We start from the raw sequence: 15,080 nt of genomic DNA on the forward strand, positions 1-15,080 counted from the left end.
GTCGCCGGGCCCGCAGCGTCGCGGGCACGGCGACCGGTGGTCCGTGCGGCCGCGGTCAGCCGGGGACGTGGCAGTCGAACGCGTGCAGATACGGGTTGACCGGCCGGATGTCGTCGACGATCAGGCCCGCCGCGGTCAGCCTGCTCACCATGCTGTCGGTGGTGTGCTTCGCCCCGCCGACGTTGAGGAGCAGCAGCAGGTCCATGGCGGTGCTGAAGCGCATCGAGGGGGTGTCGTCGACGAGGTTCTCGATGACCACGACCCGCGTTCCGGGACCGCCGGCCTCGATGACGTTGCGCAGCGTCCGCGCCGTGCTCTCGTCGTCCCATTCCAGGATGTTCTTGATGATGTAGACGTCGGCCCGCACCGGGACGGCCGCGCGGACGTCGCCGGGCACGATGCGCGCGCGGTCGGCGAGGTCGCCGCCCTTGCGCAGCCGCGGTACGGCGTTCTCGACGACCCGGGGCAGGTCGAGCAGGCTGCCCTGCATCACCGGGTACTTGTCCAGCAGGGACGCCACCACGTGCCCCTGGCCGCCGCCGATGTCCGCGACCGACTTGCTGTCCGAGAGGTCCAGCAGGGCCGCCACGTCCCGCGCCGACTGCTCGCTGGAGGTGGTCATCGCGCGGTTGAAGACGTCGGCCGACTCCGGGGCGTCCTCGTTGAGGTACTCGAAGAACTCCTTGCCGTAGAGGTCCTCCACGACGTTGCGGCCGGTGCGCACCGCCTCGTCGAGCCTGGGCCAGGCGTCCCAGGTCCACGGCTCGGTGCACCACATCGAGATGTCGCGCAGGCTGTGCGGGTCGTCCTCGCGCAGCAGCCGGGACATGTCGGTGTGCGCGAAGGTGCCGTCCTTGCGCTCGGCGAAGACGCCGTAGCAGGACAGGGCGCGCAGCAGCCGGCGCAGCGGCCTGGGCTCGGTCTTCGCCTTGGCCGCGAGGTCCTCCGCGGTCATCGGTTCGTCCCCGAGGGCGTCGGCGACGCCCAGCCGGGCGGCCGCCCGGACGGCGGCGGCACACGCCGCCCCGAACACGAGCTCCCTGAGCCGCATGGACGGCGGTGGAGCGGATTCAGCGGTCGTCATGTGCCGCCTTCCTTCCTTGGTGTGGGCGTGGGACGCGATCGGTCAGCACATGCCCGACGGCTTGGAGGCCCGGCAGCGGTTGCCCGTGAAGGTGTTGTTCCGGCCGGTGTCCGTGTTGACGAGGTCCGCCGGGGAGTTGTTGTCCAGCGTGTTCGACTCGATCCGGTTCTGCTCGCTGGTGACGCCCACGAAGCTCTTGAACAGGACGATGCCGCCGGACAGCGGGGACTTGCCGGCGTGGTCCGTGATCACGTTCCCGGTGACCGTGGTCTTCTCGGCGCCGGTCAGGACGATGCCGGAGCCCTGCAGCTGGGGCAGCCGTTCGGTCTTCGGGCAGGACTTGTTGTTCGCGGCGACGCGGTTGTCGGTCACGAGCATGTCGCCGGCCTTGGGCTTGTTCTCGTCGCCGACGATGAACACGCCCGCGCAGTTGCCGGTGACGTAGTTGCCCGCGACGGTGAGGTTGCGCAGGCGGCGGACGGTCAGACCGATCCGGTTGCCCTCCAGCCGGTTGCGCTGGACCAGGGTGCCCTTGGTGTCGGTCGCGCCCTGCTCGGCCTTGACGGTGTTGGCGAGGAACAGGCCGGCGTCGCCGTTGTCGCGGGCGTAGTTGTACTTGAACACGCCGCGGACGGACCGCTCCTGGGCGATGCCCCACACCCCGTTCTTCACGGCGTACACCCGGCGGACGGTCATCCCGTCGGTGGCCATGCCGAAGACCCCGGTGCGGGAGAAGCCGGTCACGGTGAGGTCGGAGACGGTGACGCCCTCGATGTCGCGGGTCTTGGTGCCCACCACGCAGATGCCGTTGCCGCCCTCGGCGCAGGTGGCGGTGTCCTGGGTGGTGTCCGCGTTCGAGCTCGTGGTGGCGGCGGGCTTCGGGACCACCTTCGGGTCCGGCTTGATGACCGTCATGCCCAGGCCGGTACCGCGCAGGGTCAGCTGAGGCGTGGTGATCTTCACGCTCTCGTAGTAGGTGCCGGGGGCGATCAGCACGGTGTCCCCGGGCTGGGCGGCGTCGACCGCCTTCTGGATCGACTCGCCGGGGCGGACCAGGAGGAGGTGATGGTGGGCGGCGGCGGCAGGAGTGGCGCCGAGACCCGCGCCGACGAGCGCCGCGGTGCACGCCAGATACGCGATATGGCATTTCGTCATATCCTGTACGCTAGGCCCGATTTACTGCCAAACCAGGCGTATAGGCCGACTGGCGGCGTGTCAGCCGCGCAACAGCCGCCCGATCTCCAGTGGGACGGTCTCCGGCGGCCGCCCGTCCTCGATCTCCCACAGGCAGTTCTGCAGCACGCGGCCGAGCGTCCACGCCCGCGCCCGCTCCCGGTCCAGGCCCAGGGCGTCGCTCAGCGCGTCGAAGCGCCACCGGGTGTCGGCGGGGTCGTAGCGGTTGGCGAGGGCGGGCAGCAGTTCGAAGCCGGGGTCGCCGGCGAGGGGTTTGGGGTCGATGGCGAGCCAGTCCGCCCGGTCGGCGGCCAGGACGTTCGCGTAGTGCAGGTCCCAGTGCAGCAGCTGGTCCCCGGGCTCGCCCGCGACCTCCCGCACGGCCGCCGCGCAGTGCCCGAGCAGCCGCCGGTCCGCCGGATCGGGCACCCGCTCCGCCGCCTGCGCCGTGCGCTCCAGCAGTTGCCGCGCGACGTCCCCGAGCCGGCGCAGTCCCGGCGGGGCCGGACGGGCGGTCAGCCGGGCCAGCAGGGCGCCGATGACCAGCACGGCCTCCCGCACCTCGGGCAGGCCGGCCAGCACCCGGGTCTCGTCCAGCCGCTCCAGCAGCAGCGTGCAGGTGGGTTCGTCGTGCTCCAGCAGCCGTACGGCGCCGACGCCGGCCCAGGCGCGCAGCGCGAGGGGCTCGCCCGCGCTCTCCGCGTCCAGCGGCTGGAGCTTCAGCGCGGCCGGCGTTCCCTCGGCGGATACCACCGGAAGGACCAGCGCGCACACCCCGTGCATGGCGGGCCCGTCCGGCCGCAGCCGCCGGCGCCGCAGGAACTCCTCCGCCCGTCGCGGCAGGCCGGCGACGAACGCGCGCCCCGCCTCCTCGTTGAATTTGCGCTGAGAAGCGGCCGGCTCGGCGGGCACCTCGATCATCTTCCCGACAATACTGACGAGTGTGAACGGGGTCATCCGGATGCGGCGTGGGCTCGGGGCGGCCGCGGCCTACGTGCGTGCCTCCCCGGGCACGTACGTCTGGCTGCTGATCCTGTTCGTCACGACCGTGGCCCTGCACCACATGTCACCGTCGTTCGAGGAGCAGTTCCTGCGGCAGCGGTCGACCAACATCCACGAACTGTCGCGGAACCCGACGCGGGTGCTGATCACCAGCGCGATGTGGATCGACAGCGGCTACTGGATTCCGTACGCCGTCCTGTTCTCCGTCTTCCACGCCCCGGCCGAACGCTGGCTCGGCACCGCCCGCTGGCTGCTCGTGTGCGCGGCCGCGCACGTGCTGGCCACGCTCATCAGCGAGCTCGCGCTGCTGAAGGCGATCCACGACGGCATGGCCCCGCGCTCCGCGGTCAACACCCTCGACATCGGCGTCAGTTACGCGCTGGCCGGGGTGGCCGCCGCGCTCACCTACCGGATCGCGGCGCCCTGGCGGTACCTCTATCTGGCACTCGTCCTCGTCCCCTTCGGGCTGCCGCTGACCGCCGGACCCACCTTCACCGATCTCGGGCATTTCGTGGCCGCCCTGATCGGTCTCGCCTGTTATCCGCTGGTCAGAGGCCGCGCAAAAGCATGGAATCCGAAGGAGACACTGGCCGCCCTCAGGGGTTAACGTCCGGCCATGAGCAGCTCGGCAAGCAGTGTCGTCAACGGCGGCATCTCCTTCTGGTACGCGCAGGACGGACTCCCCGACGCCCGGGAACCCCTCGCCGGTGACGCCTCCGCCGACGTCGTGATCGTCGGCGGCGGCTACACGGGACTGTGGACCGCGTACTACCTGAAGAAGGCCGCCCCCTTCCTCCGCGTCACCGTCCTGGAGCAGAAGTTCTGCGGCTACGGCGGCTCCGGGCGCAACGGCGGCTGGCTCTACAACGGCATCGCGGGCCGCGACCGGTACGCGAAACTGCACGGCCGCGAGGCCGCCGTACGCCTGCAGAAGGCGATGAACGAGACCGTCGACGAGGTCATCGCCGTGGCCGGGGCCGAGGGCATCGACGCCGACCTGCACAAGGGCGGCGTGCTCGAAGTGGCGACCACCCCCGCACAGTTGGCCCGGCTGAAGGCCTTCCACGAGCACGAGCTGTCGTACGGCGAGAAGGACCGCGAGCTGTACGGCGCCCGCGCCACCCGCGAGCGGATCCGGGTCGCCGACGCGGTCGGTTCGACCTGGACCCCGCACGGCGCCCGGCTGCACCCGGTGAAGCTGGTCAAGGGCCTCGCGGCGGCCGTGGAGGCACTGGGAGTGACCATCCACGAGTCCACGCCGGTGACGGAGATCCGCCCGACGCGGGCCGTGACCCCGTACGGCACGGTCCGCGCCCCGTACATCCTGCGCTGCACCGAGGGCTTCACCGCGTCCCTGAAGGGCCAGCGGCGCACCTGGCTGCCCATGAACTCCTCGATGATCGCCACCGAGCCGCTCACCGCCGAGCAGTGGGAGCGGGTCGGCTGGGACGGCCGGGAGACCCTGGGCGACATGGCGCACGCCTACATGTACGCCCAGCGCACCGCCGACGGCCGCATCGCCCTGGGCGGGCGCGGGGTGCCGTATCGCTTCGGCTCGCGCACGGACAACGACGGCCGCACGCAGCAGGCCACGATCGAGGCGCTGCGCGAGATCCTGGTCCGCTTCTTCCCGGGCCTGGCCGGGGTGCGCGTGGAGCACGCCTGGTCCGGCGTGCTCGGCGTCCCCCGCGACTGGTGCGCGACCGTCACCCTGGACCGCTCGACGGGCCTCGGCTGGGCGGGCGGCTACGTCGGCTCGGGCGTCGCCACCACCAACCTCGCCGGCCGCACCCTGTGCGACCTGGTGCAGCTCGACTCCGGACAGGCGGGCAAGACCGACCTGACCGAGCTGCCCTGGGTCGGGCACAAGGTCCGCAAGTGGGAGCCGGAGCCCTTCCGCTGGCTCGGCGTCCAGGGCATGTACGCCACCTACCGCACCGCCGACCAGCGCGAACGGCTGCACCCGAGCGCCGAGTCGTCGCGGCTGGCACGACTGGCCGACCGGGTGGCGGGAAGGCACTGACCATGATTCGCACCGCTACTCCCGCCGACATACCCGACATCCAGGCCCTGATCCGGGAACTGGCCGAGTACGAGAAGGCGCCGAACGAGGCGAGAGCCACCGACGAGCAACTGCACGAGGCGCTGTTCGGAGAGCATCCGGCCGCCCACGTCCACCTGGCCACCGACGACGAGACCGGCGAGAACGTGGGCTTCGCCGCCTGGTTCCTGAGCTTCTCGACCTGGCGCGGCGTGCAGGGCATCTACATGGTGGACCTGTACGTCCGCCCCGCCGCCCGGGGCCGCGGCCACGGCCGGGCACTGCTCACCGAGCTGGCCCGTATCTGCGCGGAGCGCGGCTACGAGCGGCTGGAGTGGTCGGTCCTGGACTGGAACCGGCCCGCGGTCGGCTTCTACGAGTCCCTCGGCGCCCGCCCGCAGGAGGGGTGGACGGTCTACCGGCTGACGGACGACGCGCTCGCCGAGCTGGCCAAGTCAGCCGACTGACTCGGGCACCGGCGCGTGCGCCCGGGCCCCGCGCCCGGGGGGTTTCGCCGTCACCAGCACCCCCGCCACCAGGCCCGCCAGCAGCATGATCCCGGACGCCCACCAGATGGCGACCGTGTACCCGTGGACGATGCCCTCGGGGACCACGGTCGCCCGGCGCGCGAGGCCGTGCAGGTGCGCGGTGACGTAGGCGGCGCTGCTGGTGGTGGCGATGGTGTTGAGCAGGGCCGTACCGATCGAACCGCCGACCTGCTGCGAGGTGTTGACGGTCGCCGAGGTGACCCCGGAGTCCCTCGGGGCGACCCCGGCGGTGGCCGTGGCGAACACCGGCATGAAGGTCAGGCCCATGCCGAGGCCCATCAGGAGCAGGGCGGGCAGGATCTCGGAGGTGTACGACGAGGTGACCGTCATCCGGGTCAGGACGAGCATGCCGCTCGCCGCGAGGACCATGCCCGGGACCATGAGCGCGCGCGGGGCGACGCGGGGCAGCAGCCGCGCCGATATCTGGGTGGAGCCGACGATGATCGCGGCGGTCAGGGGCAGGAACGCCAGGCCCGCCCGCACCGGCGAGTAGCCGAGGATCACCTGGAGGTAGTAGGTCATGAACAGGAACAGGCCGAACACGCCGATGACCGCGAGCGCCATGGTCAGGAAGCAGCCGCCGCGGTTGCGGTCGCGGACGACGTGCAGCGGGAGCAGCGGCACCGGGGCCCGGGTCTGCCACCACACGAACACCGCGACCAGCAGCACGCCCGTCGCGAGCAGCGCGAGCACCAGCGGATCGGACCAGCCGCGCGGCCGGGCCTCGCTGAAGCCGTAGACGATCGCGACCAGCCCGCCGCAGCCCAGTACGGCTCCGGGCACGTCCAGGCGGACGCCCGGGTGCCCGGGGTGGTCGCGGAGCAGGGCGAAGGCGCCGAGGACGGCGACGATCGCGACGGGCACGTTGACGTACAGGCACCAGCGCCAGCTCAGGTACTCGGTGAGCAGCCCGCCGACGATCAGCCCGATCGCCGACCCGCTGCCGGCCAGGGCGCCGTAGATGCCGAAGGCCTTGCCGCGCTCCCTGGGGTCGGTGAACGTGGTCGTCACCAGGCTCAGCGCCGACGGTGCGAGGAGGGCGGCGAAGGCGCCCTGGAGCGCGCGGGCGCCGAAGAGCATGCCCGAGGAGACGGCGGCGCCGCCCAGCGCGGAGGCGGCCGCGAAGCCGATCAGACCGAGGACGAAGGTGCGTTTGCGCCCCACCAGGTCGGCGATCCGGCCGCCCAGCAGGAGCAGACCGCCGAAGGCCAGCGTGTAGGCGGTGATGACCCACTGACGGTTGCCGTCCGACATGTCCAGGGCGTGCTGGGCGGAGGGGAGCGCGATGTTCACGATCGTGGCGTCCAGCACCACCATCAGCTGGGCCAGCGCGATGATCACCAGACCCCACCAGCGGCGGGCGTCGGATCCGTCGTTCCTCGCGGAGGCCTCACCCGTTGGGGTGACACTCATTTGGTCAGAAGACCACGAATCAACAGAAGTCGCATCCCCGGTCGCCGGGGCGCCGCGGACGGCGTGCATGCGGGGTCCCCCGGTTCTGCCGCGCGAGGAACGCGAGGGCCGCGCCCCTGTGTCGGCCCCACCCCCCGACCTCAAGCCTGCTTGAGGTCAAGCGAGTGCCGGCCCAGCGCCAGGGACACCGCCGTGAGGGCACTGTTGAAGGACACCTCCGACAGCACGCCCGGGGCCGCGACCTGGTCGCCCGCCAGGTAGACGCCGTCGCCGCGGTCGATGGCGGGCCGGTCGCGCCAGCTCGTGCCCGGCAGGTCCACGGCCCCCGTACGACCGTCGGCCACGGCCTCCCGCCGCCAGGTGACCCGCTCCCGCCATCCCTCGAACGCGAGGTCGAGGAGCTCCTCGGCACGGGCGACGCCGTCGGCGCGGGACTGCCCCGGACCGATCGGGAGCTGCCCCTGGAGCAGCTGCTCGCCGGCCGGGGCCAGCGACCGGTCCTGTGCGGTGACCCGCGCGATCCAGCCGGGGGCGTCGAGATCGGACACGGCCAGGGCGTCCCCGCGGCGGGTGCGCAGGGCGAGGTCGAGCAGGACGGTGCGCCCGCCGGGCCAGCGCAGCGCGTCGTCCTTCAGCAGCCGGCGCGCCGAGTCCAGGGAGGTGGCGACGATCACGGGCGTGTCCGTGGGCAGGGAGTCGACACGGGAGAGGGTCTCCATCCGCACGCCCAGGTTCCAGGCCCGCGCGGCCAGCCGGTCGGCGACGCCGCCCCAGCCGCCGAGCGGGTGCTGCGCCTCCGACGGCAGCCGGGTGACCCGGCGCAGACGCTCCTGCACGAACGCGGCGGACAGCGCCCCGGGGTCGTGGTGGAAGACGGAGACGGCCGCGTAGTGGGCGGCGGCACGGGCTCCCTCCTCACCGGCCTGAGCGGTCGCCCAGCTCAGGAAGTCGACGTCCACCGGTGCCCGGCGGGTGCCGCGGTGCAGCAGCCTGAGCATCGCGAACGGCGGGGTGCGGCGCAGCATGCCGTGGTGGCGCAGCCGGAGCCGGGCCGCCTCCAGGGGCGGGACGGGGGCGAGCGGTCCGATGAGGTCGCGCTGCTTGAGCCAGGCCCAGTGCGGGCCGCCGTTGTAGAGGGCGTGCGGGCCCTCGTCCGTCCGGTACGGCCCCTCGGCGGTGCGGGCCCGCCCGCCCAGGGTGTGGTGGGCCTCGTGGATGGTGACCTTGGCGCCCGCCTCGGCGGCGGTGACCGCCGCGGTCAGCCCGGCGAGGCCACCGCCGATGACGGTGATGCGGTGCATGAGTGGGTGTCTCCTCTGCTCGGGTTCGCCCTCTTCTCGCGTTGCCTGCTGCCGCTAGGACCGACTCAGGGGTGCGGAATGTGACATCGCCGGGGTTCGCGCAGGTCAGGGCGATTGTCAGTGGCGCGGTGCAGCATGGGCGCATGGCGAGGAGAGCGACGGGCGGGACCGGCAGGGCGAAGACGGCGGGCGCGCGGCGCCCGGAGGTGCGACTGCCTGAGCTGGAGCCGTACGACGAAGGGGAGTTGGAGCCGGACGGGGACTACGACGGGCTGGAGTTCCGGGCGGCGGACCTGGCCGGGCAGGACGGGGCGGGCGCGCGCTTCCTGGACTGCGCGCTGACGGACTGCGTGCTCGACGAGACGCGGCTGCCGCACGCACGTTTCCTCGACAGCGTCCTCACCGGGGCAAGAGGCGTGGGCACGGACCTCGCCGACGCGACGCTGCGGGACGTCGAGCTGCGCGACGCCCGGCTGGGCGGCACGCAGCTGCACGGCGCCGTCCTGGAGCGGGTCCTGATCCGCGGCGGCAAGATCGACTACCTCAACCTCCGCATGGCGAAGCTCACCGACGTGGTCTTCGAGGGCTGCGTCCTCGTCGAACCGGACTTCGGGGAGGCGAGCCTGACGCGGGTCGAGTTCGTGGACTGCGCGCTGACGGGGGCGGACTTCGGCGGGGCGACGCTGAAGGACGTGGACCTGCGCGGGGCCGCGACCCTGGAGATCACCAGAGGGGTGGGCCGGCTGGCCGGCGCGGTGATCAGCCCCGCCCAGCTGGTGGATCTGGCACCGGTGCTGGCGCTGGAGCTGGGGATCCGCGTGGAGGGCTGACGGGGCCTCGCGGCTCCGGCGCCCTACGCCAGCCGGGGAAAGCGGGCCTGCAAGGTCCAGATGGCCGGGTTCTCCGCCAGGTCCTCGTGCAGGTCGGTCAGGTCGGCGAGCAGGTCGTGCAGGAAGTCCCGGGCCTCGCGGCGCAGCTCGGCGTGGGAGAAGGAGAGCGGTGGTTCCTCGGCCGGCATCCAGTCGGACTCGATGTCCACCCAGCCGAAGCGGCGCTCGAAGAGCATGCGGTCGGTGGACTCCGTGAAGTCCAGCTCCGCCCGCTGGGGCCGGGAGGCGCGGGAGCCCGCGGGGTCCCGGTCCAGCCGCTCCACGATGTCGCACAGCGCCCACGCGAAGTCGAGCACCGGCACCCATCCCCAGGCTGTGGACAGTTCCCGGTCCGCCTTGGTGTCCGCGAGGTACACGTCCCCGCAGAACAGGTCGTGCCGCAGCGCGTGGACGTCCGCGCGGCGGTAGTCGGTCTGCGGCGGGTCCGGGAACCGGTTGGAGAGGGCGTAGCCGATGTCGAGCACGAGGCGATGGTGTCACGGCCGTATTCGATCGCCGGAATCCGCCCACGGCGGCCCGCCCCATAGGATCACTGACATGTCCAGATCCGCGCGCCTTGTCCCGGTCGTTCCGGTCGTCACCCCGGTCGTCTCCGCCCTGCTCGCGCTCACCCTGGTCGCCTGCGACGGCGGTGTGCGCGGCACTTCCGGCGGCTCCGGCGTGCGCGACCCGTACTTCCCGAAGGCGGGCAACGGCGGCTACGACGTCGCGCACTACGGCCTGACCCTCGCCTACGACCCGGGCGACCACCGCCTCACCGGCACCGCGCGGATCACCGCCCGCGCCACCCAGGACCTGTCCGCCTTCGACCTCGACCTCAAGGGACTGCACGTCGAATCGGTCACCGTCGAGGGCGCCCGCGCCCGCTGGAACCGCGCCGGCCAGGAACTGACCGTGCGCCCGCACGACGACCTGGACAAGGGGGAGACGTTCACCGCCATCGTGCGCTACTCGGGCGTCCCGCTGAGGTACACCGACCCCGACGGCTCCTCGGAGGGCTGGCTGCGCACCCCGGACGGCGCGCTGGCCCTCGGGCAGCCCACCGGTTCGATGGCCTGGTTCCCCAGCGACAACCACCCGTCCGACAAGGCGACGTACGACATCGCCGTCACCGTGCCCGAGGGTCTGCAGGCCGTGTCCAACGGGGAGTTGGGCGAAGAGACGACCGCCCACGGCCGCACGACCTTCACCTGGCACACCGCCGAACCCATGGCGACCTACGTCGCCACCGTCGGCATCGGCCACTACCGGGTCACCCGCTCGACCCTCAAGAGCGGCCTGCCCGTCTACACCGCCGTCGATCCGTCACGGGCCGAGGAGAGCCGCGAGGTGCTGGCGAGGATCCCCGAGATCATGGAGTGGGGGGAGAACAACTTCGGGCCGTACCCGTTCTCCTCCACCGGGGCGATCGTCGACCCCGTGGACGACGTGCCCTACGCCCTGGAGACCCAGAACCGCCCGTCCTTCCCCGGCGTCGTCGACACCCCGACCCTGGTCCACGAGCTCGCCCACCAGTGGTACGGCAACTCCGTGACCCCGAAGACCTGGCGGGACATGTGGCTCAACGAGGCCTTCGCGACGTACGCGGAGTGGCTGTGGGCGGAGGACCACGGCGGCCCCAGCGCGCAGGAGACCTTCGACGCGTTCTACGACGGCGTCAGCGACGAGGCCGGCGACGAGATCTGGGACTTCCCGCCCGCGAAGCCGACCAGTGCCGCGCACGTCTCCGACCCGCCGGTTTACGACCGCGGCGCGATGGTGCTGCACAAGATCCGGCAGAAGGTCGGCGACGACACCTTCTACGACATCATCCAGGGCTGGGCGGCCGCCCACCGGCACGGCAACGCGGACACCGACGACTTCACGGCGTACGTGGAGAAGACGGCGCCGGACGAGGACTTCGCCGCGATCTGGGACGACTGGCTGTACGGCGAGGGAAAGCCGGACCACCGCTGAGCGGCGGCCCGGCCCTCGCCGTCGTGCCGGGTCAGTTGACGTTCACGGCCTTCCAGGCCGCCGCCACCGCGTTGTACTCCGCGCCGCCCGCCCCGTACAGGTCGCTCGCCGCCTGGAGCGTGGCGGTGCGGGCGCCCGCGTAGGTGGTCGACGAGGTGAAGTACGTGGTCAGGGCCTTGTACCAGATCTGGTAGGCCTTGGTGCGGCCGATGCCGGTGACCGCGGAGCCGTTGTAGGTCGGGGAGTTGTAGGAGACCCCGTTGATCGTCTTCGCGCCGCTGCCCTCGGACAGCAGGTAGAAGAAGTGGTTGGCGACGCCCGACGAGTAGTGCACGTCGAGCCGGCCCACGGTGCGCGACCAGTAGTCGGCGGAGCCGCCGTCCTTGCTGGGCTTGTCCATGTAGCGCAGCGGGGTGCCGTCGCCGTTGATGTCGATCTTCTCGCCGATGAGGTAGTCGCCCACGTCGGAGGAGTTGTTGGCGAAGAACTCCACCGAGGTGCCGAAGATGTCGGAGGTGGCCTCGTTCAGGCCGCCGGACTCCTTGCTGTACTTCAGGCCCGCCGTGGCCGCGGTCAGGCCGTGGCTCATCTCGTGGCCCGCCACGTCGAGCGAGGTGAGCGGGTCGGCGTTGCCCGCGCCGTCGCCGTACGTCATGCAGAAGCAGCTGTCCGACCAGAAGGCGTTGACGTAGGCGTTGCCGTAGTGGACGCGCGAGTAGGCGGCCTTGCCGTCGCCCGCGATGCCGTTGCGGTTGAACGCGGACTTGTAGAAGTCCCAGGTGACGGCGGCACCGTAGGCGGCGTCGACGGCGGCGGTCTGGCGGTTGGTGACCGTGCCGTCGCCCCAGGCGTCGTCGGCGTCGTGGAAGAGCGTGCCGGTGCCGTTGGTTGTGCCGTTCAGGTCGTACGTCTTGTGCCCGCCGCGGCCGCCGTCGATCAGGTCGTACCCGCCGGAGGCGGAGGCGGTGGTGCCGAGGGCGACCGTGCCGCTGTACTGGCTGGTGCCCGTGCCGGTGTCGACGGCCTGGTAGGAGTAGATCTCCTTGCCGGTGGTGGCGTCGGTGACGACGTGCAGCTCGCTCGGGGTGCCGTCGTGCTGGACGCCCTTGACCACGGACTCGTAGGCGAGGACCGGCTTGGCGCCCGCCGCCCAGACGACCTTGCGGGCGGTCGAGGCGGTGGCCCTGGCCGAATCGGCGGCCTTGAGGGCGGTCTTCCGTGCGGCGGCGGGGGAGACGGCGGCGTCGGTGGACGCCACGGCTATGCGGGCCTTGGCCGCCTTGCTCACGCCCTTGAGCGTGCCGTTCTTCGCCACGTGGGTGACCAGGTCGCCGCCGAGGACGGGCAGACCGGCGAAGGTGCGCTCGTAGCGGGTGTGGACCGTGCCGTTCGCGTCCTTGATCACGTCGCGGACGACGAGCTTCTCCTTGCTGCCGAGCCCGAGCTCGCGGGCCGTCGAACCGGCCGCTTCCTGGGCCGACTTGAGGGCGCCGGCGCGGGCCGAGGCGGTGAGGGGGAGCGCGGTGGCGCCGCTGTGGTGCTCGGGGGCCGCGGTGGCGGGACCGTTCTGCAGCGCGAGGACGACCATCGCCGCCGAGCCGACCAGGGCGGCGGCGCGCACGGCGGTCCGGCGGGAGGTGCGGGTGGAGTGGGGCTGCTGACTCACTCGATCTCCTTCGGGCTGGCCTCGTGGTGGAGGCACAGGCGGGGCAAAGGGGGTGCACAGAGTTGCGGCGAGTGAGGAGAGGGTGGCATTCAAGCCAGATCTTTGACAGTCCGCAGTCAAGACTTTACGCGATCGTATCCGAAACCTGTTACCTGTCGTCCGTTATGCGGACGCCCGAGAGCCACCTCAACTACCCGTCCACACAGCGCAGGTGAGGTTCGGGACGTCACCCTCACGCCGTCAGGTCAGCGCCTTGCGCAGGACGGCGCAGGGGCGGCCGAGCTCGCGGTCCGGGCGGTGGCCGATGACCTCGTACCCGAGGGAGGTCCAGAAGGCGAAGCCCTTGGGGTTGGCGTCGAGCACGGCGAGACGCACGGCGCCGCGGCCCGCGGCGCGCAGACGGTCCTCGACGAGTCCCGCGATCCGCCGCCCGTGCCCCTGTCCGTGCACACCCGCGTCGACCATCAGCAGCCCGATCCACGGATCCGGGTCCGCCGGGTCGGGGTGCCGGGCGAGGGTGATGACGACCCCGACCAGCCGCCCCTCGCTGCGGGCCAGCAGCACCTGGGCGTCCGGGTGCGCCAACTCGTCGGCCAGCGCGGCCGCCACCTGTTCCGGCCGGATGTCGTCCGGGTCCGGGAAGTCACCGCTGAGGGCCTGGAACTCACGGTTGGAGGCGTAGAGCGCGGTGAGCTCGGTGAGCAGCGGGGCCGGAATGTCGAGGCCGGGGGAGAGGGGCTCCAGGATCACCCGGCCAACCTTAGGGCCCGCCGTCGAATTCCCGCCTGCCTCGCGATGCCTGCCTCGCGACGCCCGGCATGCTCCCCCGATCTCTCGGCTCTCGCTTGAGCGGGCAGGGGGACCCCCATGGCGCCGCGAGGCCCGTCCTTCGGGCGGATGCCCGGCCCGGATCGCGTACGGAGCGGAAGCGTGAACGCGGCCGAGCCCCCGGCCGTGTGACGGGCGGGGGCTCGGCCGGTGCGGGCGGGCTGACTCAGACGTTCACGCCGAAGTCCTGGGCGATGCCCACCAGGCCCGAGGCGTAGCCCTGGCCGACCGCGCGGAACTTCCACTCGGCGCCGTTGCGGTAGAGCTCGCCGAAGACCATGGCCGTCTCGGTGGCGGCGTCCTCGGACAGGTCGTAGCGGGCGATCTCGGCGCCGCCGGCCTGGTTGATGATGCGGATGTACGCGTTGCGGACCTGGCCGAAGTTCTGGCCGCGGTTCTCGGCGTCGTAGATGGAGACCGGGAAGACGATCTTGTCGATGTCGGCCGGGAGACCGGCGAGGTTGACGTTGATCGCCTCGTCGTCGCCCGCGCCCTCGCCCGTGCGGTTGTCGCCCGTGTGGACGATCGTGTTGTCGGGGGTCTGCTTGTTGTTGAAGAAGACGAAGTGGGCGTCCGAGAAGACCTTGCCCTGCCCGTTGACCGCGATGGCGGAGGCGTCCAGGTCGAAGTCCGTGCCGGTGGTGGTGCGGACGTCCCAGCCGAGGCCCACGGTGACGGCGGTCAGGCCCGGAGCCTCCTTGGTGAGCGAGACGTTGCCACCCTTGGACAGGCTTACAGCCATTGTTGGGAGTCCCTTCCCTAGTTCTGTGTGCACGAAGCTACCGTCACCCCGAAGAACGTCGAGAGGGGTCCCCGTGGTTCCGGATCTCTTTACCTCTTTTACCAAAGGGAAAACCGGGTGACGGGAGCCGCACTCTGCCGGGAACATGGGACGCATGTCCGGTCCTTACGTCATCCGTGGCTCCGTCTCCCTGCCCGAGGCCGAGCTCATGTGGCGTTTCTCGCGTTCCTCGGGGCCCGGCGGACAGCACGTCAACACCAGTGACTCGCAGGTCGAGCTCCGCTTCGACCTGGCGAAGACCGAGGCCCTGCCCGAGGTGTGGAAGCGGCGGGCGCTGGAGCGGCTGGCCGGGCGGCTGGCCGACGGCGTCGTCACCGTCCGCGCCTCCGAGCACCGCTCGCAGTGGCGCAACCGCGAGACCGCCGCCGTGCGCCTC

The 15,080-nt window shown here is 71.8% G+C and carries 15 protein-coding genes; 6 read left to right on the top strand and 9 right to left on the bottom strand.

Features of this window, described 5'->3' with window-relative positions; translation table 11 throughout:
- Positions 1-55: 55 nt before the first annotated feature.
- Genes IPZ69_RS09705 through IPZ69_RS09715 form a run of 3 tightly spaced genes read right to left on the bottom strand, consistent with a single transcriptional unit; the run spans position 56 to position 3,178 of the window.
- Positions 56-1,084 (bottom strand): methyltransferase, encoded by a 1,029-nt coding sequence (locus tag IPZ69_RS09705; RefSeq protein ID WP_235453622.1) that lies wholly within the window; start codon positions 1,082-1,084, stop codon positions 56-58.
- 42 nt (positions 1,085-1,126) lie between these two features.
- A complete protein-coding gene (locus IPZ69_RS09710) occupies positions 1,127-2,239 on the bottom strand; it encodes a right-handed parallel beta-helix repeat-containing protein (protein ID WP_235453623.1) in 1,113 nt (370 codons plus the stop codon).
- A 60-nt stretch (positions 2,240-2,299) separates the two neighbouring features.
- Positions 2,300-3,178 carry an aminoglycoside phosphotransferase family protein gene (locus IPZ69_RS09715; protein ID WP_235453624.1) on the bottom strand — a complete coding sequence of 293 codons (879 nt, stop codon included), beginning with the start codon at positions 3,176-3,178 and terminating at the stop codon, positions 2,300-2,302.
- Between the two features lie 40 nt (positions 3,179-3,218).
- Between IPZ69_RS09715 and IPZ69_RS09720 the strand changes: the two genes are divergently transcribed.
- From IPZ69_RS09720 to IPZ69_RS09730, 3 genes are read left to right on the top strand one after another with little or no spacing between them, the layout of a single operon-like run.
- Positions 3,219-3,866 carry a rhomboid-like protein gene (locus IPZ69_RS09720; protein WP_235453637.1) on the top strand — a complete coding sequence of 216 codons (648 nt, stop codon included), beginning with the start codon at positions 3,219-3,221 and terminating at the stop codon, positions 3,864-3,866.
- A 9-nt stretch (positions 3,867-3,875) separates the two neighbouring features.
- Positions 3,876-5,282, top strand: a complete 1,407-nt coding sequence (locus IPZ69_RS09725; RefSeq protein WP_235453625.1) for an NAD(P)/FAD-dependent oxidoreductase — start codon at positions 3,876-3,878, stop codon at positions 5,280-5,282.
- Between the two features lie 2 nt (positions 5,283-5,284).
- The gene (locus IPZ69_RS09730; protein ID WP_235453626.1) at positions 5,285-5,767 is read left to right on the top strand and encodes a GNAT family N-acetyltransferase; all 483 of its coding nucleotides are present in this window, start codon (positions 5,285-5,287) and stop codon (positions 5,765-5,767) included.
- Here the strand turns inward: IPZ69_RS09730 and IPZ69_RS09735 are convergent.
- Positions 5,756-7,261: an MFS transporter gene (locus tag IPZ69_RS09735; RefSeq protein WP_235453627.1), complete on the bottom strand. Its 1,506-nt coding sequence runs from the start codon at positions 7,259-7,261 to the stop codon at positions 5,756-5,758. The two genes, IPZ69_RS09730 and IPZ69_RS09735, sit on opposite strands and share 12 nt — an antisense overlap.
- A 140-nt stretch (positions 7,262-7,401) precedes the next feature.
- Positions 7,402-8,562, bottom strand: a complete 1,161-nt coding sequence (locus IPZ69_RS09740) for an NAD(P)-binding protein (protein WP_235453628.1) — start codon at positions 8,560-8,562, stop codon at positions 7,402-7,404.
- Between the two features lie 143 nt (positions 8,563-8,705).
- On the opposite strand from IPZ69_RS09740, the gene IPZ69_RS09745 reads away from it, so the two are divergent.
- Complete coding sequence (locus tag IPZ69_RS09745) at positions 8,706-9,392, top strand: pentapeptide repeat-containing protein (protein WP_235453629.1); 687 nt, start codon at positions 8,706-8,708, stop codon at positions 9,390-9,392.
- A gap of 23 nt (positions 9,393-9,415) precedes the next feature.
- Here the strand turns inward: IPZ69_RS09745 and IPZ69_RS09750 are convergent, their stop codons facing one another.
- Positions 9,416-9,916: a hypothetical protein gene (locus IPZ69_RS09750; protein WP_235453630.1), complete on the bottom strand. Its 501-nt coding sequence runs from the start codon at positions 9,914-9,916 to the stop codon at positions 9,416-9,418.
- Between the two features lie 73 nt (positions 9,917-9,989).
- Here IPZ69_RS09750 and IPZ69_RS09755 point away from each other — a divergent pair, with 73 nt between their 5' ends.
- Positions 9,990-11,408 (top strand): M1 family metallopeptidase, encoded by a 1,419-nt coding sequence (locus IPZ69_RS09755; RefSeq protein ID WP_235453631.1) that lies wholly within the window; start codon positions 9,990-9,992, stop codon positions 11,406-11,408.
- Between the two features lie 31 nt (positions 11,409-11,439).
- Here the strand turns inward: IPZ69_RS09755 and IPZ69_RS09760 are convergent, their stop codons facing one another.
- The 3 genes from IPZ69_RS09760 to IPZ69_RS09770 form a co-directional block, all read right to left on the bottom strand.
- On the bottom strand, positions 11,440-12,996 hold the full coding sequence (locus IPZ69_RS09760; RefSeq protein ID WP_235453638.1) for a M4 family metallopeptidase: 1,557 nt from the start codon (positions 12,994-12,996) through the stop codon (positions 11,440-11,442).
- 318 nt (positions 12,997-13,314) lie between these two features.
- A complete protein-coding gene (locus IPZ69_RS09765; protein WP_235453632.1) occupies positions 13,315-13,824 on the bottom strand; it encodes a GNAT family N-acetyltransferase in 510 nt (169 codons plus the stop codon).
- 244 nt (positions 13,825-14,068) lie between these two features.
- Positions 14,069-14,644: a TerD family protein gene (locus tag IPZ69_RS09770; protein ID WP_235453633.1), complete on the bottom strand. Its 576-nt coding sequence runs from the start codon at positions 14,642-14,644 to the stop codon at positions 14,069-14,071.
- Positions 14,645-14,789: 145 nt separating this feature from the next.
- Between IPZ69_RS09770 and arfB the strand changes: the two genes are divergently transcribed.
- On the top strand, positions 14,790-15,080 hold a 291-nt coding region (arfB, locus tag IPZ69_RS09775), incomplete at its 3' end, for an alternative ribosome rescue aminoacyl-tRNA hydrolase ArfB (protein ID WP_235453634.1).

It is taken from the genome of Streptomyces olivochromogenes (assembly GCF_021538895.1).
Classification (GTDB): domain Bacteria; phylum Actinomycetota; class Actinomycetes; order Streptomycetales; family Streptomycetaceae; genus Streptomyces; species Streptomyces olivochromogenes_A.